The sequence below is a fragment of the Amycolatopsis anabasis genome (genome assembly GCF_009765355.1).
In the GTDB taxonomy this organism is placed as follows: domain Bacteria; phylum Actinomycetota; class Actinomycetes; order Mycobacteriales; family Pseudonocardiaceae; genus Amycolatopsis; species Amycolatopsis anabasis.
Map to the genome: position 1 here is coordinate 40645 of NZ_VTHK01000016.1, position 23004 is coordinate 63648.

Genomic DNA, 23004 nt, shown 5'->3' on the forward strand with positions numbered 1-23004 from the left:
TTGAGTGTGGAACTCGGCGGCTGGTGCGAACGCGACCACTACCTCGAAGACCAACCCGGCTGGCGGTTCGAACCACACCCCGGCGGTGCCATCACCACCCCGACCGGCGGCACCTACCCCGGTCAACCCGAACCAGTCCACGCTCCCCGCGGGTCAAATGCTCCGGTAGCCTGATGGCATGCCCGTGTCGTCAGCGGTCCGCAAGCGCATCCGCGGCTTTCTCGAGCCGGACGACGAGATCCACTACGTCTTTCCCGCCGAGGTCGTGGGCAGCGCGGTTCCCAGCGTCATCATCGTGGCGAGCCGGCAAGCGATCACGATCCTGTCCACGGGCTTCTGGCGGAGGACCACGCCGAAGTCCGTGCTCTCCAGGAATCCGCGGAACCTCCGCCTGGGCCCGGTGGACACCCAGCTGACGCCGTGGTTCACCCTCAACGGCATCGAGTACGAGGTGGACGAGGAATACGTCTCGGTCATCAACGCCGCCGACGCCGAACTCACCTCGCGCGACCTGGCGCCCCCGGACCCGCTACCGGACCTCTGAGCCCGCACCGATCAGTTCGATCATGTCGAGGTCGCGGGGCAGCAGATGCCGGAGCACGACCCGGGTGACCCCCGCGGCGGCCAGGGCGTGCACCTGCTCAGCGACCTGCTCGGTGGTGCCGACGATCGCTTCCCGGCTCAGTTTGGCGCGGAAACCGTCGGGATCGGCGCGACCGTAGCGATCCAGGACGAGCCGCAGGCGGTCGGCGACCTCGCGCTCGTCGCGGCCGGTGACGCAGGTCGTCATCAGGGACAGGCGAGCGGTCGCCGGATCGCGTCCGGCGTCGGCCCAGGCGCGGCGGACCCGGTGGGCGCGTTCGCGACATTCCGCGGGCGAGGCGCGGATGGTGTTGTACTCGTCGGCCCAGGCGGCGGCCAGGCGGATCGTCTTCGGGCCGCCCTCTCCCCCGACGAGTATCGGCGGGCGGGCGGTGGGGCGCAGCTCCACCGGCTCCGTGCGGTAGTGGCGGCCGTGGAACGCGTCGGCCTTGGGTGCGAAGAACCGGCGCAGCAGGGACAACTGCTCCTCGAGCAGCACCATCCGGTCCTTTGTGGACGGAAACGGGAGGCCGAGCGCCAGGTGCTCGTCGGCGTACCAGCCGGTGCCCAGGCCGAGTTCCACCCGGCCGCCGCTGAGATGATCGGCCGTCGCGACCGCCTTCGTGAGCACCGCGGGATGGCGGAACGTCACCGGGGTGACCAGAGTGCCGAACCGCAGCCGCTCGGTGCGGGCCGCCAGCGCGGCGATCAGTGTCCACGCGTCCAGGGCCTCGTGGTCGTCGTCCTCCGTCTTGCCGCGCAACGGAAGGTAGTGATCGGACAGGAACAGCCCCTCGAGCCCGGCCGACTCGCACGCGTGCGCGATCGCCAGCCAGGACGGCCACGTGACGCCCTCCTGGGTCTCGACCAGCAGACCGATCCTCATCCGCGGTCGACCCCCAGCTTCCCGCCCTTGGCCCAGCTCTCCCGATCGGATTCGTGGAAGAAGACCTGCACCTTCTCCGGATCGACGCCGTAGTGCACGACGAGGGCATCGGTGACGGCCTCGGCCACCTTGCGCTTCGCCTCGACGCTCTGGGTCAGCTGCTGGATGTTCACCACCGGCATGGTCGATTCCCCTCTCAGTCCCGCAGCAGCGGTTCGCCCGCCAGGAGATGGTCCTGGCCCGTGGTCAACCGCCGTGCCATCAGCGCGAAAATCGCCAGATAGGCCCGGACCCGGTCGACGTCCGGTTCGGGCGCGTAGGCGTGGTAGAAGCTGAAACTCAGCACATGGGCGCATTCGGCGACCAGGGTGGCGCGGATGAAGTCCTCGACGCACACGCCTTCGGCGTCGGCGTACGCGGGCACCTCGGCGAGCGCCGCCTCCAGGCCGCGGGCGTAGTGGCGGTCGAAGGAACGGTCGACCTCCAGGTACAGTTCCGTACGGCAACCGCTCTGCCGCTGGCCGACCGCGCACCGTCCATAGTGGATTACGTCGTAGTGCCCTTCCAGCGCCTTGAGCAGTTTCGCGAAGTCGTAGTGCGGCGGGCCGACCAGGTCACCGCGCGGATCGATGAACGTCAGCTCGGGTGCGGTGTCCCAGCCGGTGCTGGTGAGGATGTTGTCCAGGTGGGTGTCGCCGTGCATCGCCACCATCCGGCTGGGCGCGAAGTACTGTTCGTGCCGATCTTCCAGCCAGGACAGGAAAACCGAGACGGGCGGGCAGGTGAGGCCGTTCACGGTCAGTTCCTTGGCCTCGATGATGCCGCCGATGACCGGATGCTTCCGGAGGTGCTCGACCGCGAGCGCCAACCGGCCGCCGTGGTAGCGCCGGTAGATGGCGCCGCTGGATTCCGGGCCACCGCGCAGCGGGTACAGCCGCTCGGTGAGGAAGCGCAGGGCGTGCTGGACGATCTGCCCGGTCTGCGTCGCGCACAGCTGGCCGCGCAGGATCCCTTTCGCCACCGCCACTTTGGGTTCCCGGACCAGGTGCAGCTCCACCACGTGCGGATCCGCGGCGTCGGTGTAGAGAACGGGTTTGGTGAACGAGGACACCAACTCGGCGGGCAGGCTCGACAGCCAGTAGTACTCCTCGCGCAGCTTCTGGTAGCCACGGGCGATCGGGCCCGAATAGCTCTTGACGACGGTGTCCTCGCCGAACCGGATTTCGTTGATACTGCCGCCTTCCGGGCGTTCCAGAAGGGCGCTGCTCTGAAATTTCATCGCGAGGTCCTTTTCCTAGGAGGTCGCGCGCTGCCAGAGCCGCGCGCGAGCGTCGGGGTCGTGGAAGACCAGGCCGTCGACGGCGGCGGCGACGGCGCCTTCGGAACAACGAACGGTGAGGTGGGACGCGACATCCACCAGGCCGGGATGCGCGTCCCGCACGGCGACCGCGGTGCCTGCCCCGGACAACAACGGGATGTCGTTCTCCCCGTCACCCACCGCCAGCACCTGCCCGGCACGCAGGCCGAGGCGACGCGTCAGCGCGTCGCACGCGGTGCCCTTGGAAACTCCGGCCGGGCCCACGTCGAGGTATTCGCCGTAGTAGGTGGAGCACGGCGTGAGATCCGCCCGGGGCTCCAGCCGCGCGCGCAGGCGCGCCACGGCCTCCGGCGGACCGATGTACATCAGCTTCACGATCGGTTCGGCGATCCCCGTCCAGGACCGCCCGATGCGCGGCTCCACCCCGCACCGCCGGGCCTCCAGCGCGACCCGGTCGTCCCACCGGTTCGCGTGCCATTCGGTCGCGGTGTAGAGGTTGACGGCCACGTCGTGCTCCGCGCCCAGTTCGGTCAGCCACGCAAGGGTTTCCGGTGCGAACCCGCGGGCTTCGTCCAGTACCTTCCGGTCGCCGACCGACACCACCGCACCGCCGTTCGACGGCAGGACGTAGCGCAGCCCGGGCACCGCCTCGGCCAGCAGCAGGGCCGAGGCGAGCGGCCTGCCGGTGGCGACCGCGAGCACCACCCCGGCATCGCCTGCCCGGTTCAGCGCGTCGACGTCGACGCTCGCGATTTCCAGATCGGATCCGATCAGCGTGCCGTCCACGTCGACGACGATCAGGCGAATCGATGACTCTTCCTTTAACAACGCTTTTCCTTTGCCGAATCACGACAGTATCGGCGTTGAATTCTGTCTCGTGAAAAAGAACTGGCATGCCCCGGAACAAGGGGAAGGATACGGGTGCCAGAACGGCAAAGGTCAAGCTGGAATACCTATGAAGCGGCTCACAAGGAAGTCCGGTTAATTCGCTATTTCAGCGCAGTTTCGCCGGTTAAATAATTCGACGGGTCCAATTCGTCACGAACCAGCTCGCGCAGGACATTACGCCGGATCTTGCCGGTGGCGGTCTTCGGCAGCTCGGTCAGTTCGAGGACCGCCCGGGGCCGTTTGAACGCGGCCAGCCCGGCGCGGCACCAGGCGATGATCTCAGCGGAATCGACGTGCTTTCCCGGCACCGGGACCACGCAGGCCACCGGCTTGTCCAGGTCGTCGGAGTCGGGCACCCCGACCACCACGGCCTCGGCGATGTCGGGGTGGTCGAGCAGCCGATCCTCGACCTCGCTCGGGGTGACCCAGATGCCACCGGCCTTGAGCATGTCGCCGAACCGGCCCAGACAGCTGAACGTGCCGTCGGCGTTGCGGACGTAGGTGTCGCCGGTGCGCACCCAGTCGCCGAGGAACACCCGCCGCGAGGTGGCCGCCCGGCACCAGTACCCGGTCGCCGCGGTCTCACCCCGCACGTACAGCTCACCCGCTCGCCCCTCGGCGTCGATCACCACGCCGCGTTCGTCGCGGATTTCGACGTCGTAGCCGGGGACCGGGGTGCCCGAGGAGCCGGGATGCACCTGCCCCGGGCGGTTGGAGATGAAAATGTGCAGCATCTCGGTCGAGCCGATGCCGTCGAGCACCTCGACGCCGAACCTTTCCGCCATCCCGTGGAACATCCTCGGCGGCAGCGCCTCGCCCGCGGAAACCCCTTGGCGCACCGAGGAGAACGCATCGTCGGGGACATCACTGGCGAGCAGCGGGCCGAAGAAGCTGGGGGTGCCGAACAACAGCGTCGCCCGGTCGCGGGCCACGCGTTCGGCGAGCAGCCGCGGGGTGGGGCGGGCCGGTTCCAGCAGCGCGGTGGCGCCGACGGACAGCGGGAAGAACATCGAATTGCCCAGCCCGTAGGCGAAGAACAGCTTCGCGACCGACAGGCACCGGTCCCCCGGGGCGATGCGCAGCACCTGCTGCGCGTAGTTCTCCGCCACGAGCCGGACGTCGACGTGCCGGTGCATGGCGGCCTTCGGCGTACCGGTGGTGCCGGAGGTGTACATCCAGAGGGCGGGCGAGTCCGGCCAGGTCGGGTACGGTTCGCCGACCTCCCCCGCGCCGGTCAGCCGCGGCCAGTCGTCGGTGAACAGGAGTTCGTCCACCTCGGGCGCGGCGGACACGGCGGCGCGCACCGCATCCCCGTACGCCGAGGCACCGAGCACCACGCGGGCCCGCGAATCGGCGACCAGGGTGCCCAGTTCGGGCCCGGTGAGCATGGTCGACGCCGGGACCGCGACCGCGCCGAGGTACAGCGTGGCGAGGATCGCGGTGAACAGTTCGACGTCGTCCGGCAGGCACATCAGCACCCGCTCCTCCGGCCGCACGCCGAGCGCGCGCAACCCGCCAGCGACCCGGCGCACCTCGGCGGCCAGGTCCGCGTAGGCGAGCGTGCGCGCAGGCGTGACGACCGCCGGGCGTTCGCCGTCCCCCGCCCGGATCCGCCGGTCGACCAGGTAATCGGTGGCGTTGAACGTGGTGGGAGCGGTCGCCATGGTTTCCGCCTCGGTCAGGGGAGGTACACGTATTCGAAATCGAACGGCTTGCCGTTGATCCCGTTGCTCGGCGGCGCGACCCAGCTGGCGATCTTGCCGCGTTCGTAGACCGGATGCATGAGCGAGCGGACGAAGGCGAGATCCTCGCTGGTGGGCAGCCACTTCTTCCGGCCGCGTTCCCAGGTCTCGGCGTCCACGATGGCGCCCTCCGGCGTGACGTGGTGGCCCGCGTTGAGGCCGACGTTCCGGTTGAAGCCGGGATGCGGCAGCGCGAACCGGAACCCGATCTCGTGCTCGGCGAGGATCTTGTTCCAGCGGTTGACCCCGGTCTCGCAGTCGGCGATGTACTCGCCGCGCAGGTCCAGGTTGAGCGCCAGCAGCGCCTGGACCTCGTCCCGGGTCCAGGTGCCGTCGTCGCGGGGCCGGTCCAGGAACGCGCTGTCCTCGGTGAGCCGGTGGTCGTCCTTACGGCGAGTCTCCTTCCACCGCCCCTTCAGCCCGGCCGTGTAGTAGTTCGCCGCGTTCGTCGAGGTCTCGCTGCCGAACAGGTCCAGCGAGACGGTGTAGTGGAAGTTGAGGTACTTCTGGATGATCTGCAGCGGGATCCCGCCGTGCGCGGCGATGTCGGCGGTGTCGTGCTCGCGCATCAGCTCGGCGCTGCGCCGCACCACCCGGTCCACCCCGGTGGTGCCGACGAACATGTGGTGCGCTTCTTCCTTCAACATGAACTCGCACGTCCGCGACAGCGGGTCGAACGCGCTCTCCTTCAGCGTGCCGAGCTGGTACTTGCCGTCCCGGTCGGTGAAGTAGGTGAACATGTAGAAGGCCAGCCAGTCCGCGGTCTCCTCGTTGAACGCGCCGAGGATCCGCGGGGTGTCCGGGCTGCCGGAGTTGCGGTACAGCAAGCCCTCGGCCTCCTCCCTGCCTTCCCGGCCGAAGTAGGCGTGCAGCAGGTACACCATCGCCCACAGGTGCCGCCCCTCCTCCACGTTGACCTGGAAGAGGTTGCGCAGATCGTAAAGGCTCGGGGCGGTCAGGCCCAGCAGTTTCTGCTGTTCGACCGACGCGGGTTCGGTGTCCCCCTGGATGACGATAAGCCGTTGCAGGTCCGCGCGGTACTCCCCCGGCACCTGCTGCCAGGCGGGTTCCCCCGCGTGCTCGCCGAACGCGATCCGCCGGTCGGACTCCCGCTCGGCGAGGAAGATGCCCCACCGGTAGTCCGGCACGTTGACGTGGTCGAAGTGCGCCCAGCCCGCGCGCCCGACGCTCACCGCGGTGCGCAGGTAGACCCCGTGGGTCCGCAGCGCGGGCCCCATCTCGCCCCACCAGTTCATGAACTTCGGCTGCCAGCCCTCCAGCGCGCGCTGCAGGCGCCGGTCCTCGGCGAGGTCGACGTTGTTCGGGATCTTCGCGTCGTAGTCGATCTTCTCGGGCACGCCTAAACTCGCTTCCTGTCGAAGACGGCTTTCCGCCCCGTGCCGTAGCGGCGCAGGGCACCTTCGGATCCGGACGCGTTGGGACGGCTGAAAATCCAGTTCTGCCACGCGGTCAGCCGTCCGAAGATCTTGGTTTCCAGGGTTTCCGGGCCGACGAACCGGTGGTTCGCCTCCATTCCGGTGAGCGCGTCCGGGCTGAGCGCCGCGCGGCCCTCCACGACGATCCGGATCTCGTCCGCCCAGTCGAGATCGTCCGGCGCGTCGGTGACCAGGCCGAGTTCGGCGGCCTCCTTCGGCGGGATCGGCCGGTTCCGCTCGCGCGCGAGCCAGTCCAGGTGCTCGGTTTCGCCGTAGAACCGGGAAGCCAGCCTGGACAACCCGTTGCCCATCGGGAACCGGCCGAAGTTGGCTTCGGACAGCGTGATCGCGGCGCGCTGCGCGCTGGTCTCGTCGCCGACCGGCGGTCCGTCCAGAATGTACTGACGATCGGCGGCCAGGGCCAGTTCGAGCAGCACCCCGGCGAAGCACGACCCGGGTTCGACGAGCGCGATGAGGCTTCGGCTGGTGACGTCCAGCCGTTTCAGGGTGCGCTTGGCGAAGTGCGCGATCTCGTTGCACAGCCAGTCATCGGGACAGGCGAGCACGACCTCCTCGTGCGCCAGCACGCTGTCCGCCGAACCTTCGGTGCGGAGCAGCCAGGTGCCCAGCTCCGGTTCGTTGGTGCGCAGGCGCAGGATCACGTCGTCGAGTTCCCGGGTCATCGCGAGCAGCCAGCCGCCCGCGCCCTGCTCGTGCACCGCGGCCACGTCGGCGGGCGCCTCCCCGGCGGGCCCGCGCACGGTGATGGTGACCGCGCCCGCCGCCCGGTCGAACTCGGCGCGGACGTGGTCGTAGGCGAGGCCGTCCGCGGTCGCGGTGCGGCGCAGCGGGGTCAGCTCGATCCCCGTCGCCGCGGGTTTCGCGCCGGCCAGTTCGCGGGCGCGGCGGCGCACGGTGTCCGCGAAGTCCCGGCGGGGCGCGAGTTCGTCCACCAGGCGCCAGTCGACCGCGGTCCGGCCCTTGACGCCGTCGCTGCGGGTGGCGAACACGTCCGCGCGGTCCCGGCGCACCCGGCGCTTGTCCACCACGCGGGTCAGCCCGCCGGTGCCCGGCAGCACGCCGAGCAGCGGGACCTCGGGCAGCGCGACGGTCGAGGAGTTGTCGTCGATCAGGATGATCTTCGCGCAGGCGAGCGCGAGTTCGTAGCCGCCGCCGGCGCAGGAGCCGTTGACCGCGGCGAGGTAGACCTGGCCGGAGTGCTCGGTGGCGTCCTCCATCGCGTTGCGGGTCTCGTTGGTGAACTTGCAGAAGTTGACCTTCTGCTCGGGCGCCGAGGCGGCCAGCATCCGGATGTTCGCGCCCGCGCAGAACACGTTCTCCTTCGCGCTGGTCACCACGACCGCGCCCACCTCCGGGTGCTCGAACCGCAGGCGCTGCACCGCGTCGTGCAGCTCGATGTCCACCCCGAGGTCGTAGGAGTTGAGCTTGAGCTGGTAGCCGGGGAACAGGCCGCCTTCCTCGTCGACGTCCAGTTCGAGCCGGGCCACCGGGCCGTCGACGCTCAGTGTCCAGTGGCGGTAGCGGTCCGGGTGCCGGTCGAACGACACCTCCCGAGGTGTGGCGGCCGTCATAGCCGACATTGTCTACACGAGACAAGATCAACGTCAAGGTTCTGTAGAACTATCACCCTTGTACGCGGTTTGTAGACGCTCCTGCTCGAATCGAAACCATGCGACACAAGGCGGTTCTCCTCGTCCTGGCCGTGCTCGGCGCGCTCCTCTCCCCCGCCCCGGCGACGGCGGCGGCCACCTTCCCGCGGCTGGACGCGGCGACCGTGGACTCCTTCCGGTGGACCGCGGGCGACACGTTCAAGAACTACGGCGAGCGCGTCGCCGGGCTGGAATCCCACGCCCAGCTGGCTCCCCGCGGACTGGGCGAGGTGCTCGCCTCGGCGAACCGGGCGGCCCGGCCGCTGTGCCACGGCACGCACCTCGACGCCGCGTTGAAACCGGCCGGGTTCTGCTGGGAGGACGGCAATGACGACAAGACGAACGCCTGGATCCCGCAGGGCCTCACCGGTTCCGGGGACGCCGATCCCGCGACCGGGAAGGTCGGCGGCAAGCGGGTCGTGTCGGCGTCCTGGCACACCCCGGGCGACACCATGGTCCGGCTGTCCTTCGCCGACGTCACCGATCCCGCGAAGATGCGCTACCGGCACGCGCTGCTCGTCGAACCCACCTCGAACGACGACTTCGCGGTCGTCCCCGGCCACGGGCACGGGATGACCTGGATCGGCGACCTGCTGTTCGTGGCGACCACCGGCGGCCTGATCCGGGTGTTCGACACCCGCCACTTCTGGAAGGTCGACGATTCGTCCGGCGAGATCGGGCTCGGCAAGGACGGCAAGTACCACGCCGCCTACTACGACTACGCGCTCCCGCAGGTCGGCGCGTACTGGTACCCGGGCGGGGGCGCGTGCACCAGCGTCACCGGCGCACGGCCCTGCCTGGCGACGCTGGCGTTCGACCACACCGGCGACGGCTCGCTGCTCACCGCGGAACACGTGCCCGGCGCGGCGAAGGGCCGGATCGTGCGCTGGCCGCTGGACCCGGCCACCGGGCGGCCGAAGGAGCAGGCCGACAAGCAGGTGCACGCCGGCGAGGGGTTCGTGTCCCCGGTGTGGGGCATGCAGGGCGCGATCGCCAAGGACGGCTACTTCGTGCTGACCGGCGTCTGCCCGGAATTCGCGGGGCAGCCCGGGGACCATCCGTCGTGCCTGCACGGCGGCGTCGGCGGGGTGTCCACGTCCCGGCTCGGCCGGGCCCCGGTGAACAGCCAGAACCTGTCGTACTGGCCGGCCACCGGCGAACTCTGGCTGCTCAACGAGCAACTCCGCGAACGCGTCACCGTCCACGTCCCCTGGAAAACCCTCACCGGCCGCGCCTGAACGTGCAACTCGCGTGCCCGAACGTTCAACTCGCGTGCCTGAACGTGTAATTCGATTACCCGAACGTAGAACTCGGGAGTGGCGGCGAGTTCCACACTGAGGTTTTCTTGGGCGCATGGACTCGAATTCCGCGCTGGCGCGTCGTCTCTGGGCGGCGATCGAACCGATCCACGCCGTCGTGTACTTCGCGCCGGAGCCCGTCGAGGCGGCCAAGGCCGTCGGGCTGCGCGGATGGTGGATGGGTTACTTCGCCGGGCGGGCCGCCCCGCTGGGGCCGATCGGCGCGCCCGCGGTCACCGCGATGTTCTTCGGCTTCAGCCCGGCCAAGGTCGCCCGGGCGCTGCCCGACGCCTGGGCCTACGCCACGCCCGAGCGGGTGCTCGCCGCCCGGATCGACGCGGTCGAGGCCGCGCTGGACCGTGCGCTGCCCGCGAACGGAAACCGCGAACAGCTCGCCGACCTGCTCGAACGGGCCGTGGCGGGCTGCTCTTTCGACGGCCGCCCCTTGGCGGCCGCGTGGTCGGCCGTCCCCCGTCCGTCCGGCGCGACGGCCCGCATCTGGCTCGCCGCGACGATCCTGCGCGAGCACCGCGGCGACGGCCATGTCATCGCCGCGGTCCAGGCCGGGCTGCGCGGCCTGGACGCCACGCTCACCCAGGTGGCCACCGGCGCGACCACCCGGGAGCTGATGCAGGTGAACCGGGGCTGGACCGACGCCGACTGGGCGGAAAGCCGCCGCGAACTGGTCGCCCGGGGCCTGCTGGACGACACCGCGCGGCTCACCCGGAGCGGGAGCGCGCTGCGCGAGCGGCTCGAGGAGGTCACCGACCGGCTCGCGGCCGGGCCGGTCGCCGCGCTCGGCGAATCCGGGGTGGAGCGAGCGATCGCGTTGGCCACACCGCTCAGCCGCCACCTGGTCGACACCGGCGAGATCCCGGTGCCCAACCCGATGGGCGCGCCGCGTCCGTGATCAACCCGAGGGCCGCAGCAGGACCTTGATCGCGCCGTCGCTCTTGTGCTGGAAGATCTCGTAGCCGCGTGGAGCCTCGTCGAGGGGCAGCCGGTGGGTCGCCAGGTCCGTCACGCCGAGCGGGTCCTCGGAGCCGGTGAGCAGCGGCAGGATGTCGTCGACCCACCGGCGGACGTTGGCCTGCCCCATCCGGATCCGGATCTGCTTGTCGAACAGCTCCATCATCGGCATCGGGTCGAGCATGCCCCCGTACACCCCGCTGAGCGAGATCGTGCCGCCGCGGCGGACCGCGTCGATCGCCAGGTACAGCGCGGACAACCGGTCCACGCCCGCCTTCTCGGTGAGTTTCGCGGCGACCGGACCGGGCAGCAGGTTGACCAGGTCCTGCGCCAGTTTGCCGAGCGGCGCGCCGTGCGCCTCCATGCCGACCGCGTCGATCACCGCGTCGGGGCCCCGGCCGCCGGTCGACTCGCGCAACGCCGCCACGACATCCCGGTCCTCCCGCAGATCGAACGTGGTGACGCCGTAACGGCGGGCCAGGGCCAGCCGTTCGGACACCAGATCCACGCCGAGCACCGTCCCGGCGCCGCGATGCGCGGCGATCCGGCAGCACATCTGGCCGATCGGCCCGAGCCCGAAGACCGCGACGCTGCCGTCGCCGGGGATCTCCGCGTATTCGACCGCCTGCCAGGCCGTCGGCAGTACGTCGGACAGGTACACGAACCGTTCGTCCGGTGGCCCCTCGGGCACCTTGACCGGACCGTACTGGGCCTGCGGCACGCGCAGGTATTCCGCCTGGCCGCCGGGCACCTGGCCGTAGAGCTTGGTGTAGCCGAACAGCGCCGCGCCCTTGCCCCGGTCCCGCACCTGCGTGGTCTCGCACTGGGTCTGCAGGCCGCGCGCGCACATGTAGCAGTGCCCGCAGGAGATGTTGAACGGCACCACCACCCGGTCACCCGGTTTCAGGTCGCCCGCTTCGGAACCGACCTCCTCCACGATCCCCATCGGTTCGTGGCCGAGGATGTCGCCGGGCTCGAGGAACGCGCCGAGCACCTCGTACAGATGCAGATCGGAACCGCAGATCGCGGACGTGGTGACGCGGATGATCGCGTCGTTCGGCTCGACCAGCCGCGGATCGTCGACCGTCTCCACCCGGACATCGCGTTTTCCATGCCAGGTAACGGCTTTCATCAAGTCTCCCGGCTCACGAAGAATAAGGCTGCGGCGGGATGTTCTGCTCTATCCCGGGCGCGACCCGGGGATCCCGCCCGCCCTGCCCGGGCACCGGGGTGACCACCGGTTCCTGCGCGGCCCGATCCGCTCCGGTCGCCGGTCCCCGTTGCCGCTCGTCGGCCCGGCGCGCGGTGATCTCCTCGGCCATCTGCTCGTCGCGGAGCCTGGCGAGGATGGCGAGGGTGATGCCGTGCGCGATGGCGAGCAGGATCAGGACAACGCCCAGCCTGGTGACCACCGCCTCGGTGGGGGTTCGGCCGCCCATGTCGATCGTCGAGATCAAGCCGAGAATGCCCAGCACCGCGAAATGGAACATCACGGTGATCAACCGGGTCATCGCTCCGCTCGCCGCCGGATCGCCGTAAGAGTTCTCCAGGAAACGCCGACCGCTTCGGTAGATGATCTGCCCGTCGAGCACCACCAGGATGACCCCGATGATCAGGAAGACCACATATGCCTGGGTGTCCACGGTGCCTCCTTCCAGCCATACCGCTGAACGCACTCGGAGTACCCGCCCGACCTCGGAGCGAAACGCGTTTGCCGCCTGGATGCCCCGGGTAGCCCGGAATGGTCGGAGCGCCGAAGGGAGGTTCGCATGCACCGAGAAAGCGATCAGCACGGCCCGCGCACGGACGACGAGCTCAAGGCCGAGCTGGAAGGCACCCTCCGCGGCAACCGCCCGAGCCGGGCCGAGGAGTGGCGCGACCCCGAACCGCCCGCGGACGACGATCCCGCGGTGCCGCCGTTCGAAGAGCGGTAGGCACGTCGGTGAAAACGATCGAGGGCACCGAAACCGCGACCCTGCGCCGGTATCGCCGCGCCTGCGACTATCTCGCGGTCGCGATGATCTATCTGCGGGACAACACTTTGCTCCGCGAACCGCTGCGGCCCGAGCACCTGAAGCCGCGACCGCTCGGGCACTGGGGAACCTGTCCGGGGCTCACCCTTGTCTACAGTGGACTCAATCGGCTGGTGCGCCGCACCGGGCAGCGGACCCTGCTGGTCACCGGGCCCGGGCACGGCGCGCCCGCCATCCACGCGAACCTGTGGCTGGAGGGCACCCACGCCGAGTACGACCCCGCGCTGAGCCTCGACGGATCCGGGCTGGCCGAACTGGTCGGCCGGTTCTCCTGGCCGGGCGGCTTCCCCAGCCACCTCTCCCCCGAGGTGCCCGGCGTGATCCACGAGGGCGGCGAACTGGGTTACGCGCTGGCCACCGCGTTCGGCGCCGCGCTGGACGATCCGGGACTGCTGGTCGCCTGCGTGGTCGGCGACGGCGAAGCGGAAACCGGCCCGACCGCGGCCTCCTGGCACTGCGAGAAGTTCCTCGACCGGGTGGGCGGCGGGAACGTGCTGCCGATCCTGCACCTGAACGGGTACAAGATCGCCTCGCCCACGGTGTACGGCACGATGTCCGACGACGAACTCGTCGCCTATTTCACCGGCTGCGGCTGGTCACCCCGGATCGTGGACGTGACCAAGGCCGCCGACGCCGACGCGTGCCTCGCCGACGCGCTGGACGCGGCGCACGGCGACCTGGCCGGCGACCGCCCGCCGATGCTCGTGCTGCGCAGCGCGAAGGGCGCGGGCGCCCCGGAAAGCGATCCGGAGGGCACCCCGCTGGCCGGGACCTTCCACGCCCACCAGGTGCCGCTGTCCGCCGCCCGGGACGATCCGGATCACTTGGCGCTGCTGGAGAACTGGCTGCGGTCCTACCACCCGGAAGAGCTGTTCGGCGATGACGGCGTTCCGGCCGGCGACCTGCTTTCCGTGCCGCCGGAGGGCGAGCTGCGGCTGGGCAAGGTACCGCAGGCCAACGGCGGGCTGCTGCGCCGGGACCTGCCGCTGCCCGCGCTGGAGAAGTTCCGCGTCGGCCTCGACCGGCCCGGCGGCGCCGCGGCGAGCCCGACCGAAACGGCCGCGACCTGGCTCGCCGAGCTGATGCGCGCGACCGAGGACCGCCGCGACTTCCGCGTGGTGTGCCCGGACGAACTGGAGTCCAACAAGCTCGGTCCGTTGCTGACGGCCACCGCGCGCGCGTTCACCCGGGAGGTGCCGGGTTACGCCGAGCAGCTCGGGGCGGACGGGCGAGTGATGGAGGTGCTGTCCGAGCACCTCTGCCAGGGCTGGCTGCAGGGCTACCTGCTCACCGGGCGCCACGGCCTGTTCCCGTGCTACGAGGCATTCGTGTCCATTGTGGACGGAATGGTGAACCAGTACGCCAAGTTCCTGAAGATGTCCGGCGAGGTGGCCTGGCGGGCCCCGGTGGCGAGCCTCAACTACCTGCTCACCAGCGAAGGCTGGCGGCAGGAGCACAACGGGTACAGCCACCAGGGGCCGGGTTTCCTCAACAACATGCTGACCAAGAAGGCCAGTGTGGCAAGGGTTTATCTGCCCGCGGACGCGAACACGCTGCTGGTCACCCTGGAACACTGCCTCGCCTCGACCGATCGGATCAACGTCGTGGTGGCCGGGAAGCAAGCGACCGGTGTGTGGCTGGATCTTCCCGAAGCCCGCGAACACTTCCGCGCCGGGGCCGGGGTGTGGCACTGGGCGAGCACCGATGATGGCCGGGACCCGGATGTGGTGCTCGCCTGCGCGGGTACCGTGCCCACCACGGAAACCCTGGCCGCGGCCGAACTTCTCGCCGAGTCCGCGCCCGGGCTGCGGGTACGCGTGGTGAACGTGGTCGACCTGCTCTCCCTCGCGCCCGCCGAACGCCATCCGCACGGGCTGGCCGATCCCGAGTTCGAGGCCTGCTTCGGCACGGACGTCCCGGTGGTCTTCGCCTTCCACGGCTACCCGTCCGCGGTGCACGAGGTGCTGCACGGGCGCCCCGCACCGGACCGGTTCCACGTGCACGGCTACCTCGAGGAAGGCACCACCACGACACCGTTCGACCTGCTGGCGAGCAACCGGATGACCCGCCACGACCTGGCGCGGGCGGCGGTGTCGCACGCCGGGGGCGATCCGGCGACCGGCGAGGAGTTGCTCCGCCGCCGCGACGAACTGCTCGCCCACGCCTTCGCGCACGGCGAGGACGCACCCGAGATCACCGGCTGGCGGTGGTCGTGATGCTCGTGCTGACGGTCAACGCGGGTTCGTCCAGCCTGCGCGCGCATCTGGTGGACACCACCGACGAGCACGTGGTCGACGCGGCCGAGAGCGGGCACCCCGCGGATTCCGAGGCGGCCCAGCGGGAACTGGACGACCTGCTGGAGCGCGTGCCGACCGAGGCGATTTCGGCGATCGGGCACCGGCTCGTGCACGGCGGCCCGCACCTCCTGGCGCCCGCGGTCGTCGACGACCAAGTGCTCGCCACCCTCCGCGAGGTGGCGCCGATCGCGCCGCAGCACGTGCCGGCGGCGCTCGCGTTGCTGGAGTCGCTGCACCGGAAGATGCCCGAATGCCGCCAGATAGTCTGCCCGGACACCGCGTTCCACAGCGGTCTGCCAGCCGCGGCCCGCACCTATCCGCTGCCCCGGCGGTGGCGGGAGGAGTGGGGGCTGCGCCGCTACGGTTTCCACGGACTCTCCTTCGCCTGGGCGTTGCGCCGCACGGCCGAACTGCTCGGCCGCCCCGCCGGGGAACTGGACGTCCTGCTCGCCCACCTGAGCGGCGGCTGCTCGGTCGCCGCCGTCCACAAGGGACGCAGTGTCGACACGTCGATGGGTTTCACGCCGCTGGAGGGCCTCGCGATGTCGAAGCGTTCGGGCAGCGTCGATCCCGGCATGCTGCTGTGGCTGCTGCGGGAGAAGAAGCTTTCCCTGGACGAGCTGGAAACCGGATTGCAATCGGAATCCGGGCTGCTCGGGTTGTCCGGGAGTTCCCCGGACACCCGGGATCTGGTGCGTGCCGCCGAACGCGGGGACGAGGCGGCCGCGCTGGCGATGGACGTGTTCTGCCACCGGGTCCGCCGCGAACTCGCCGCCGCGGCCACGAGCCTGGAGCGCGTGGACGCGCTGGTGTTCACCGGGGACATCGGCTGGGACCAGCCGGAGGTCGCCGAGTCCGTGAGCGCCGGGCTCGGGGTGCTGGGCGTGCGCGGCGGCCTGGCTACCCGGCGCACCGAGGACGCGGTGATCAGCGGGCCGGACGCCGGTGTCCCGGTGCTTACCGTCCAGTCCCGGGAGGAACTCCAGCTCGCCGCCGAAACCGCCGCGGTCGCCGCCCGCCCCCGCACATAGCCAAGCGCGGACCCGCTCAGACTTCCCGGGCGAGCAGGGGGATGCGGCCACCGGCGAGGACGGCCTCGACCTGGCGTTCGGACAGCCGGTGCCGCACGCGGTACTCCTCGTCCTTGGTGGTGTTGCGGACGGTCAGTTCCGGCCCGCCGGGCAGCGACCGGCGCACCTCGTCGATCGCCAGCACATCGTCCGGATCGATGCGGTCGTAATCATCCGAACGTGTGAACTCGAGGGCGAGGATGCCGAAGTTGGCGAGGTTCTGCCAATGGATCCGCGCGAACGACTTCGCGATCACCGCGCGCAACCCGAGGTAGCGCGGGGTGATCGCGGCGTGCTCCCGGGACGAGCCCTGGCCGTAGTTCTCGCCGCCGACCACGAAATGCCCGGTGTCGTCGGCTGTCGCACGTGCCCGGGCCGGGTAGTCCTCGTCGATCCGGGTGAACGTGAACTCGGCGAGCTTCGGCACGTTCGACCGGAACGGCAACGCGCGGGCGCCCGCCGGGGAGATCTCGTCGGTGGAGATGTCGTCGCCGACCTTGAGCAGCACCGGCGCCGCCATCCGGTCCGGCAGTTCCGGGAAATCCGGGAGCGAGGAGATGTTCGGGCCCTTGTCGAGTTCGACCCGCGCGGCCTCCTCCGGCTCCGGCGGCGGCACCAGCATCTCGGTGTTCACCGAAGCCGATTCGGGTTCCGCGGGCACGGTGTGCCGCAGCTCCAGTTTGCCGGCCAGATCGCGGGGATCGATGATCTCGCCGGTCAGCGCGGCCGCCGCGGCGGTCTCCGGCGAGCACAGCCACACCGAGTCCTCCCGGGTGCCGGAGCGGCCGGGAAAGTTCCGCGGGAAGGTGCGCAGCGAGTTCCGCCCAGTGGCCGGCGCCTGGCCCATCCCGATGCAGCCCATGCAGCCCGCCTGGTGGATCCGGGCGCCCGCCGAGATCAGGTCGAACGTGTGCCCGGCCTTGGTCAGATCGGCGAAGATCTCCCGGGAGGACGGGTTGACGTCGAAGCTCACCGAATCATCGGTCTGGCGGCCCTTGACCATGGCCGCGGCGATCGCGAAGTCCCGGAAACCGGGGTTCGCCGACGAACCGATCACCACCTGGCTCACCTCGGTCCCGGCGACCTCGCGGACCGGCACCACGTTGTCCGGTGCGGAAGGCTTCGCGATCAGCGGTTCCAGGGCGGACAGGTCGATCTCCTCGTCGACGTCGTAGCTCGCGTCCGCGTCGGCGGTCAGCTCGGTGAAGTCGTCCTCCCGGCCCTCGGCGCGCAGGAACCGCCGCACCGCGTCGTCGGCGGGGAAAACCGTGGTGGTGGCGCCCAGTTCGGCGCCCATGTTGGCGATGACGTGCCGGTCCATCGCGGTCAGCCCGGCGAGGCCGGGCCCGTGGTACTCGATGATCCGGTTGAGGCCGCCCTTCACCCCGTGCCGCCGGAGCATTTCCAGCACCACGTCCTTGGCCGACACCCACGGCGGCAGCTCACCGGTCAGCCGGACGCCCCAGATCTCCGGCATGCGCAGGTACAGCGGCCTTCCCGCGATCGCCATCGCGACCTCGAGCCCGCCGACGCCGATCGCGAGCATGCCCAGCGAACCGGCCGCGCAGGTGTGCGAATCCGAGCCGACCATGGTCTTGCCCGGCACGCCGAACCGCTGCATGTGCGTGGGGTGGGAAACGCCGTTACCCGGTTTGGAGAACCACAGCCCGTACCGGCGGCAGGCGGACCGCAGGAACGCGTGGTCCTCGGCGTTCTTCTCGTCTGCCTGCAGCAGGTTGTGGTCCACGTACTGCACGCTGACCTCGGTGCGCGCCCGGTCCAGGCGCAGCGCCTCCAGTTCCTGCATCACCAGCGTGCCCGTCGCGTCCTGGGTCAACGTCTGGTCGATGCCGAGTCCGATTTCTTCCCCCGGATTCGGTTCGCCCGAAACCAAATGCGCGGTGAGCAGCTTTTCCGCGACCGAGCCCGCCATGGCACCCCCTTCGGCTACCGATGCCGTCGTCCACTTTCGCCTGACGGGTACCCGGAGTTACCGTAATCGAACCTACCGCGCGGAGGTACCCGATGGATATCCAGACGGAACTGAGGCCGACGACGATTCCCTTCCGCCCCGTGCACCGCGGTAAACGGGGCGAGGCCTTCCTGAGCCTGCTCCGCACCACCGATCACAAGCAGATCGGCATGCTCTACCTGGTCACGTCGATCGCGTTCTTCATCATCGGCGGGGCGATGGCCCTGCTGATGCGCGGCGAACTCGCGGTGCCCGGCCTGCAGTTCCTGTCGCAGGAGCAGTACAACCAGCTGTTCACCATGCACGGCACGATCATGCTGCTGCTGTACGCGACGCCGAACCTCTTCGCCTTCGCCAACCTGGTCCTGCCGTTGCAGATCGGTTCGCCGGACGTCGCCTTCCCCCGCCTGAACGCGCTGTCCTACTGGCTGTACCTGTTCGGCGCGATCATCGTGCTCAGCTCGTTCGTCACCCCGGCGGGTGCGGCGGACTTCGGCTGGACGGCCTACACGCCGCTGTCCAACGCCGTGCATTCCCCGGGCATCGGCGGCGACCTGTGGATCACCGGCCTGATCGTGTCCGGTCTCGGCACCATCCTCGGCGGGGTCAACATGATCACCACGATCCTCTGCCTGCGCTGCCCCGGGATGACCATGTGGCGGATGCCGATCTTCACCTGGAACATCCTGTTCACCAGCGTGCTGATCCTCGCCGCGTTCCCGATCCTCACCGCCGCGCTGTTCGGCCTGCTCGCCGACCGCCACCTGGGCGCACACGTGTTCGATCCGGCCAACGGCGGCGCGATCCTGTTCCAGCACCTGTTCTGGTTCTTCGGGCACCCCGAGGTGTACATCGTCGCGTTGCCGTACTTCGGCATCATCACCGAGATCATCCCGGTGTTCAGCCGCAAACCGCTGTTCGGCTATCGGCTCATGGTGTTCGCGACCGTGGGCATCACCGCGCTGTCCTTCGCGGTGTGGGCGCACCACATGTTCGCCACCGGTTCGGTGCTGCTGCCGTTCTTCTCGTTCCTGACGTTCCTGATCGCGGTGCCGACCGGGGTGAAGTTCTTCAACTGGATCGGCACGATGTGGAAGGGGAACCTGAGCTTCGAAACGCCCATGCTGTGGTCGATCGGATTCCTGGTGACCTTCCTGCTCGGCGGGCTGACCGGGGTCATCCTGGCCGCGCCTCCGCTGGACTTCCACGTCACCGACAGCTATTTCGTGGTGGCGCATTTCCATTACGTGCTGTTCGGCACGATCGTGTTCGCGACGTTCGCCGGGGTCTATTTCTGGTTCCCGAAGATGACCGGCCGGATGCTCGACGAGCCCTTGGGCAAACTGCATTTCTGGACCACGTTCATCGGGTTCCACATGACGTTCCTGGTGCAGCACTGGCTCGGCGACGAGGGCATGCCGCGCCGGTACGCCGACTACCTGCCCTCGGACGGATTCACCACGCTGAACACCATTTCCACGATCGGCTCGTTCATCCTCGGCGCGTCGATCCTGCCGTTCATCTACAACGTGGTGCGCAGCTACCGGTTCGGGGAGCCGGTCGAGGTCGACGACCCGTGGGGCTTCGGCAACTCGCTGGAATGGGCCACCACCTGCCCGCCGCCGCGGCACAACTTCACCGATCTCCCCCGGATCCGGTCCGAGCGCCCGGCCTTCGAGCTGCACTACCCGCATATGATCGAACGCCTGCGCGGCGAGGGGCACATCACGCTCACCGGCCGGGCCGTGGCCCACCACGAGGCGACCGAAACGCCGTCCCAGCGCGGCGCCGAAGCCACCAAGGGCAGCACCTGACCCGGACTCCGGCTGGGGTCGTGAGTGTTTTTGGACCGGTCCCAACCCGGCCTGTCCACTCACGACCGCGAGCCGTCAGCCGGTTTCGTCGGAGACCCCGTGCGGTGCGCCGACCGGTTTGGACTCCGGCGAACCGCGCTGGCGGAAGTAGACCGACAGGAACGCCATCGACGCGATGGCCAGGAACTCCGACTGCCAGTTCTGCAGCGAACGGTTCCAGAAGTCCGCCGATCCCAGATATTCCCACCAGGAGACCGGATCGGTGAAGGTTCGCAACTGGTCGGCGTTGTACGCGCGCAACCCGGCCACCGACTGCGCGAGCCACGACAGCAGGAACAGCACCCCCATCACCAGCCCGAGCGACCGGGAGAACACCGCGGCGCGCCAGCCGCCCGCCCGGGCCCAGCGCGGCGAGTCCGCGCGAGCGTACCGGCCGAGCAGTTGCTCCCGGTCGCTCTCCCGCCCGACCTTGCCCGCCGGTTTGGATTCGGGCGAACCGCGCTGCACCAGCCAGACGGTCACCGCGACGTACAGGAAGAACTGCAGGTACTCCGATTGCCAGTTCTCCGCGACGTCGACGAGGAAATCGGCGGACACAAGGTAGTCGAGCAGTCCGACCTCGGATCCGCCCAGCGCGAGCTGCCGGTGGTCGAAGTCCACGTGCCCGGCGACCGCCTGACCGGCCAGGCTGGCCAGGAACAGCAGCAGAAACGCCAGCGTCAGGCCGTTGTCGCGGACGAAGCGCCGCATGCCTACCCGCCTCCGACCGCGCACGCGTACGGCCGGTTCTCCCCCAGGGAACGGCAGCCGGCGCCGGTGATCCGCCAGCCCTGCGGGAACTCGTGCAGGAACAGGGTGTCCGCCGCGGACCGGGCCCGCGCCTCGCCACCCCAGGAGGCGAGTTCGCGCACCGGTTCGTGCGGCAACCCCAGGCGCGCGAGCGCCCGTGTGCACGACTGCCCGCTCTGCTCGGTCAGCATCCGCGCCGCCCGTTCCGCCAGCAGGCCGCACGCGGTCGACTGATCGGCCACGCCGACCGCGGTGACGAACCGGTTCGCGGTCGCGCGCGCGTCCGGCTCCGCCGCCGCGCCGCACCCGGTGGCCAGGACTGCCAGCACCACCAGCGCGACGGACGGCGAACGGTTCATCGCCGGGCGACCGCGAAATCGAGGGCGAAGTTGTTCAGTGTCGCCGGGATCGGGCGGCCCGGGCCCAGTGGCGCCGCCGAGGTGAGTTCGAAGCGGTGGTGTTCCTGCAGCGCGGCGAGCAGCGTCGACGTCACGAACAGCACCAGGTTGCGCGCGGGGCACTCCCCCGGCCCGGCGCTGAACGGCACCAGCGCCGGGTTCTGCTCGGCACGACCGTCCAGCCAGATGTCCGGCGCGAATTCGTCCGCATAGGACAGTGAACTCGCGTCGCGGTGGAAGTACGGCGCCAGGATCACGAACGCCGCGCCCGCGGGCACGGTGTCCGCACCCCATTTCGTGTCCACAGTGGAATCGCGCAGGACGACCGGGGTGGTCGGCCACAGGCGGAGCGATTCCAGCTGGCAGGCACGCAGGTACCGCAGCAGTTGCGGCTTGGCCAGGTCGAGCGCGTCGAGTTCGGCGTGCGCCCGGCCCGCCTGCTCCGGATGGGTGGCCAGCAGCGCGAGGGTGCGGGCGGTGACGATGCCCGCGGCGTCGAAGGCGAACAGCCAGTGCGGCACCTGCCCGCCGGGATCGGTTCCCTCGGCGGCGGGCGTCTGGGCCAGGGCCTGGGCGAGGCTGCCCGGTTCGGCGCGGTCCAGCCGGATGCGCAGCCGCTCGGCGAAGTCGCTGCGCCGGACGCGGCGGATCGGGTGCAAATAGGACCAGTTGCCGGCCGTACGCAGCTCGCCGAGCTCGTCGGTGAGCGCCTCGTCGTCGCGCGCGCTGTCCCCGAGCACCACGCGCCGCACGATCCGCCACCAGCCGTCGGCGAACCGCGACCAGGACAACCGGCCACCGACCTCGGCCGCGGCGGTCATCCGGTCCGCCTCCTCGCGCACGACCGCGACGAACGGCTCGGCGAGTTCGTGCAGCGGGCGGGGAGTCTGCAGCACGTTCTCGTTGAACTCGCGCCGCTTCGCGCGTTCCGCACCCCGCGAGATCAGCACGCCGTGCGGCTGGAACTGGGTGAGCGCGGCGCGCTTCTCCTGGTTCGCCGGGGTGAACGAGGCCGCCTCGGTCACCAGGATCCGGTGCACGTCCCCGGGATCCAGGACGAGCAGCACGGTACGGCCCGGGATCGGCACGCGCAGCGACCCGGGGCCGTACCGGTCGTTGAGCTCGTGCATCAGGCCGACCGTCTTCCGATCGGCCTGCAGCTTTTCCGCGAGCGCCATGACCTGCGGCCGGCGCACGATGACCCCGCCCGCCACCAGCGGCACTCCGGCTTCGAGGCCGAAGCGCACGGTCTCGGGCACCGACGCCCTGGGCAGTCCGTTTCGGGTCCGGGGCGCCCGGGTGGTTCCGGTCATGACGTCCTCCTCCGTCCGAGTCGGAGGAGGACTACCCCGGCTCCCGGCCGGGCAAACGGCCCGGTCAGCCCGGCGGACGCGGCACCTCTCCGCGCCACGCACCGGTTTCCCGGCCGCGGTTCTCGATGAAGTTCTTGAACCGCTGCATGTCACCCCGCACCCGGCGGTCCAGGATCCCGAGCTTGTCCGCGACGTTCTCCACGAAGCCCTCGGGGTCGATCTCCATCTGCGCGGTCACCCGGGTCTTCCCCTCGGCCAAGCGGTGGAAGGTGATCACGCCGCCGTGCTCCGGGCCGCTGTCGGACTTCCAGGCGACCCGTTCGTCCGGATGCTGTTCGGTGATGGTCGCGTCGAATTCGCGCGCGACCCCACCGAACCGGGTGACCCAATGCGTATGGGTGTCGTCGAGCTGGCGCACTTGCTCGACGCCTTCCATGAATTCCGGAAACGATTCGAACTGGGTCCACTGGTTGTAGGCCGTGGACACCGGAACGTCGACTTCGACGATTTCGGTGATCGTGCTCATCCG

At 69.9% G+C, this 23004-nt stretch carries 21 protein-coding genes; 7 read left to right on the top strand and 14 right to left on the bottom strand.

All coding sequences use genetic code 11. The annotated features are described in order from the left end of the window. The first annotated feature begins 178 nt into the window (after positions 1 to 178). Complete coding sequence (locus FXO23_RS21630) at positions 179 to 544, top strand: hypothetical protein (protein WP_158887204.1); 366 nt, start codon at positions 179 to 181, stop codon at positions 542 to 544. Here the strand turns inward: FXO23_RS21630 and FXO23_RS21635 are convergent. The 7 genes from FXO23_RS21635 to boxC form a co-directional block, all read right to left on the bottom strand. Next, complete coding sequence (locus tag FXO23_RS21635; RefSeq protein WP_158887205.1) at positions 530 to 1468, bottom strand: LLM class flavin-dependent oxidoreductase; 939 nt, start codon at positions 1466 to 1468, stop codon at positions 530 to 532. The genes FXO23_RS21630 and FXO23_RS21635 overlap by 15 nt on opposite strands. Further along, complete coding sequence (locus tag FXO23_RS21640) at positions 1465 to 1650, bottom strand: tautomerase family protein (protein ID WP_158887206.1); 186 nt, start codon at positions 1648 to 1650, stop codon at positions 1465 to 1467. The genes FXO23_RS21635 and FXO23_RS21640 overlap by 4 nt, the downstream gene beginning before the upstream one ends. Positions 1651 to 1664: 14 nt before the next feature. Continuing rightward, a complete protein-coding gene (locus FXO23_RS21645; protein WP_158887207.1) occupies positions 1665 to 2747 on the bottom strand; it encodes a phosphotransferase in 1083 nt (360 codons plus the stop codon). 15 nt (positions 2748 to 2762) lie between these two features. Further along, positions 2763 to 3614, bottom strand: coding sequence for an HAD-IIB family hydrolase (locus tag FXO23_RS21650; RefSeq protein WP_158887208.1), 852 nt, complete (start codon positions 3612 to 3614; stop codon positions 2763 to 2765). A gap of 161 nt (positions 3615 to 3775) precedes the next feature. Next, entirely contained in the window at positions 3776 to 5338 is a 1563-nt protein-coding gene (locus FXO23_RS21655; RefSeq protein ID WP_158887209.1) for a benzoate-CoA ligase family protein, read from the bottom strand. 14 nt (positions 5339 to 5352) lie between these two features. Further along, a complete protein-coding gene (boxB, locus tag FXO23_RS21660; protein WP_158887210.1) occupies positions 5353 to 6774 on the bottom strand; it encodes a benzoyl-CoA 2,3-epoxidase subunit BoxB in 1422 nt (473 codons plus the stop codon). A gap of 2 nt (positions 6775 to 6776) precedes the next feature. Beyond that, on the bottom strand, positions 6777 to 8444 hold the full coding sequence (boxC, locus tag FXO23_RS21665; RefSeq protein WP_158887211.1) for a 2,3-epoxybenzoyl-CoA dihydrolase: 1668 nt from the start codon (positions 8442 to 8444) through the stop codon (positions 6777 to 6779). A gap of 98 nt (positions 8445 to 8542) precedes the next feature. Between boxC and FXO23_RS21670 the strand changes: the two genes are divergently transcribed. Next, the gene (locus FXO23_RS21670; RefSeq protein ID WP_158887212.1) at positions 8543 to 9760 is read left to right on the top strand and encodes a hypothetical protein; all 1218 of its coding nucleotides are present in this window, start codon (positions 8543 to 8545) and stop codon (positions 9758 to 9760) included. A 115-nt stretch (positions 9761 to 9875) separates the two neighbouring features. Beyond that, positions 9876 to 10730 carry an SCO6745 family protein gene (locus tag FXO23_RS21675; RefSeq protein ID WP_158887213.1) on the top strand — a complete coding sequence of 285 codons (855 nt, stop codon included), beginning with the start codon at positions 9876 to 9878 and terminating at the stop codon, positions 10728 to 10730. Here FXO23_RS21675 and FXO23_RS21680 read toward each other — a convergent pair whose 3' ends face one another. Together FXO23_RS21680 and FXO23_RS21685 are read right to left on the bottom strand one after the other, a co-directional pair. Further along, entirely contained in the window at positions 10731 to 11921 is a 1191-nt protein-coding gene (locus tag FXO23_RS21680) for a zinc-dependent alcohol dehydrogenase (protein WP_158887214.1), read from the bottom strand. It lies immediately after the preceding gene. Between the two features lie 13 nt (positions 11922 to 11934). Beyond that, positions 11935 to 12432, bottom strand: a complete 498-nt coding sequence (locus FXO23_RS21685; RefSeq protein ID WP_158887215.1) for a hypothetical protein — start codon at positions 12430 to 12432, stop codon at positions 11935 to 11937. A 126-nt stretch (positions 12433 to 12558) separates the two neighbouring features. Between FXO23_RS21685 and FXO23_RS50780 the strand changes: the two genes are divergently transcribed. Genes FXO23_RS50780 through FXO23_RS21695 form a run of 3 tightly spaced genes read left to right on the top strand, consistent with a single transcriptional unit; the run spans position 12559 to position 16150 of the window. Further along, positions 12559 to 12723: a hypothetical protein gene (locus FXO23_RS50780; RefSeq protein ID WP_179956835.1), complete on the top strand. Its 165-nt coding sequence runs from the start codon at positions 12559 to 12561 to the stop codon at positions 12721 to 12723. Positions 12724 to 12731: 8 nt separating this feature from the next. After that, positions 12732 to 15038, top strand: a complete 2307-nt coding sequence (locus FXO23_RS21690) for a phosphoketolase family protein (RefSeq protein ID WP_246257649.1) — start codon at positions 12732 to 12734, stop codon at positions 15036 to 15038. Next, on the top strand, positions 15038 to 16150 hold the full coding sequence (locus FXO23_RS21695) for an acetate/propionate family kinase (RefSeq protein ID WP_158887216.1): 1113 nt from the start codon (positions 15038 to 15040) through the stop codon (positions 16148 to 16150). Before FXO23_RS21690 ends, FXO23_RS21695 begins: the two co-directional genes overlap by 1 nt. 16 nt (positions 16151 to 16166) lie before the next feature. Here FXO23_RS21695 and FXO23_RS21700 read toward each other — a convergent pair whose 3' ends face one another. Next, positions 16167 to 18122, bottom strand: coding sequence for an aconitate hydratase (locus tag FXO23_RS21700; RefSeq protein ID WP_158887217.1), 1956 nt, complete (start codon positions 18120 to 18122; stop codon positions 16167 to 16169). Between the two features lie 92 nt (positions 18123 to 18214). On the opposite strand from FXO23_RS21700, the gene ctaD reads away from it, so the two are divergent. Then, positions 18215 to 19975 (top strand): aa3-type cytochrome oxidase subunit I, encoded by a 1761-nt coding sequence (ctaD, locus tag FXO23_RS21705; RefSeq protein ID WP_158887218.1) that lies wholly within the window; start codon positions 18215 to 18217, stop codon positions 19973 to 19975. Between the two features lie 75 nt (positions 19976 to 20050). On the opposite strand, the gene FXO23_RS21710 is transcribed toward ctaD, so the two are convergent. From FXO23_RS21710 to FXO23_RS21725, 4 genes are all read right to left on the bottom strand, one after another. Then, on the bottom strand, positions 20051 to 20725 hold the full coding sequence (locus FXO23_RS21710) for a DUF6766 family protein (protein WP_158887219.1): 675 nt from the start codon (positions 20723 to 20725) through the stop codon (positions 20051 to 20053). Positions 20726 to 20727: 2 nt separating this feature from the next. After that, positions 20728 to 21123: a hypothetical protein gene (locus tag FXO23_RS21715; RefSeq protein WP_158887220.1), complete on the bottom strand. Its 396-nt coding sequence runs from the start codon at positions 21121 to 21123 to the stop codon at positions 20728 to 20730. Then, positions 21120 to 22475, bottom strand: coding sequence for a cytochrome P450 (locus FXO23_RS21720; RefSeq protein ID WP_158887221.1), 1356 nt, complete (start codon positions 22473 to 22475; stop codon positions 21120 to 21122). Before FXO23_RS21720 ends, FXO23_RS21715 begins: the two co-directional genes overlap by 4 nt. 64 nt (positions 22476 to 22539) lie before the next feature. Then, positions 22540 to 23001, bottom strand: coding sequence for an SRPBCC family protein (locus tag FXO23_RS21725; RefSeq protein ID WP_158887222.1), 462 nt, complete (start codon positions 22999 to 23001; stop codon positions 22540 to 22542). Positions 23002 to 23004 lie beyond the last annotated feature (3 nt).

Excerpts from the sequence above, each read along its gene's own strand:
- FXO23_RS21640 (WP_158887206.1), bottom strand. The coding sequence starts at position 1,650 with ATGCCGGTGGTGAACATCCAGCAGCTGACCCAGAGCGTCGAGGCGAAG.
- FXO23_RS21725 (WP_158887222.1), bottom strand. The coding sequence starts at position 23,001 with ATGAGCACGATCACCGAAATCGTCGAAGTCGACGTTCCGGTGTCCACG.
- FXO23_RS21700 (WP_158887217.1), bottom strand. The coding sequence starts at position 18,122 with ATGGCGGGCTCGGTCGCGGAAAAGCTGCTCACCGCGCATTTGGTTTCG.
- boxC (WP_158887211.1), bottom strand. The coding sequence starts at position 8,444 with ATGACGGCCGCCACACCTCGGGAGGTGTCGTTCGACCGGCACCCGGAC.
- FXO23_RS21720 (WP_158887221.1), bottom strand. The coding sequence starts at position 22,475 with ATGACCGGAACCACCCGGGCGCCCCGGACCCGAAACGGACTGCCCAGG.
- FXO23_RS21715 (WP_158887220.1), bottom strand. The coding sequence starts at position 21,123 with ATGAACCGTTCGCCGTCCGTCGCGCTGGTGGTGCTGGCAGTCCTGGCC.
- FXO23_RS21680 (WP_158887214.1), bottom strand. The coding sequence starts at position 11,921 with ATGAAAGCCGTTACCTGGCATGGAAAACGCGATGTCCGGGTGGAGACG.
- ctaD (WP_158887218.1), top strand. The coding sequence starts at position 18,215 with ATGGATATCCAGACGGAACTGAGGCCGACGACGATTCCCTTCCGCCCC.
- FXO23_RS50780 (WP_179956835.1), top strand. The coding sequence starts at position 12,559 with ATGCACCGAGAAAGCGATCAGCACGGCCCGCGCACGGACGACGAGCTC.
- FXO23_RS21635 (WP_158887205.1), bottom strand. The coding sequence starts at position 1,468 with ATGAGGATCGGTCTGCTGGTCGAGACCCAGGAGGGCGTCACGTGGCCG.
- FXO23_RS21710 (WP_158887219.1), bottom strand. The coding sequence starts at position 20,725 with ATGCGGCGCTTCGTCCGCGACAACGGCCTGACGCTGGCGTTTCTGCTG.
- FXO23_RS21695 (WP_158887216.1), top strand. The coding sequence starts at position 15,038 with ATGCTCGTGCTGACGGTCAACGCGGGTTCGTCCAGCCTGCGCGCGCAT.
- FXO23_RS21670 (WP_158887212.1), top strand. The coding sequence starts at position 8,543 with ATGCGACACAAGGCGGTTCTCCTCGTCCTGGCCGTGCTCGGCGCGCTC.
- FXO23_RS21675 (WP_158887213.1), top strand. The coding sequence starts at position 9,876 with ATGGACTCGAATTCCGCGCTGGCGCGTCGTCTCTGGGCGGCGATCGAA.
- FXO23_RS21630 (WP_158887204.1), top strand. The coding sequence starts at position 179 with ATGCCCGTGTCGTCAGCGGTCCGCAAGCGCATCCGCGGCTTTCTCGAG.
- FXO23_RS21655 (WP_158887209.1), bottom strand. The coding sequence starts at position 5,338 with ATGGCGACCGCTCCCACCACGTTCAACGCCACCGATTACCTGGTCGAC.
- FXO23_RS21645 (WP_158887207.1), bottom strand. The coding sequence starts at position 2,747 with ATGAAATTTCAGAGCAGCGCCCTTCTGGAACGCCCGGAAGGCGGCAGT.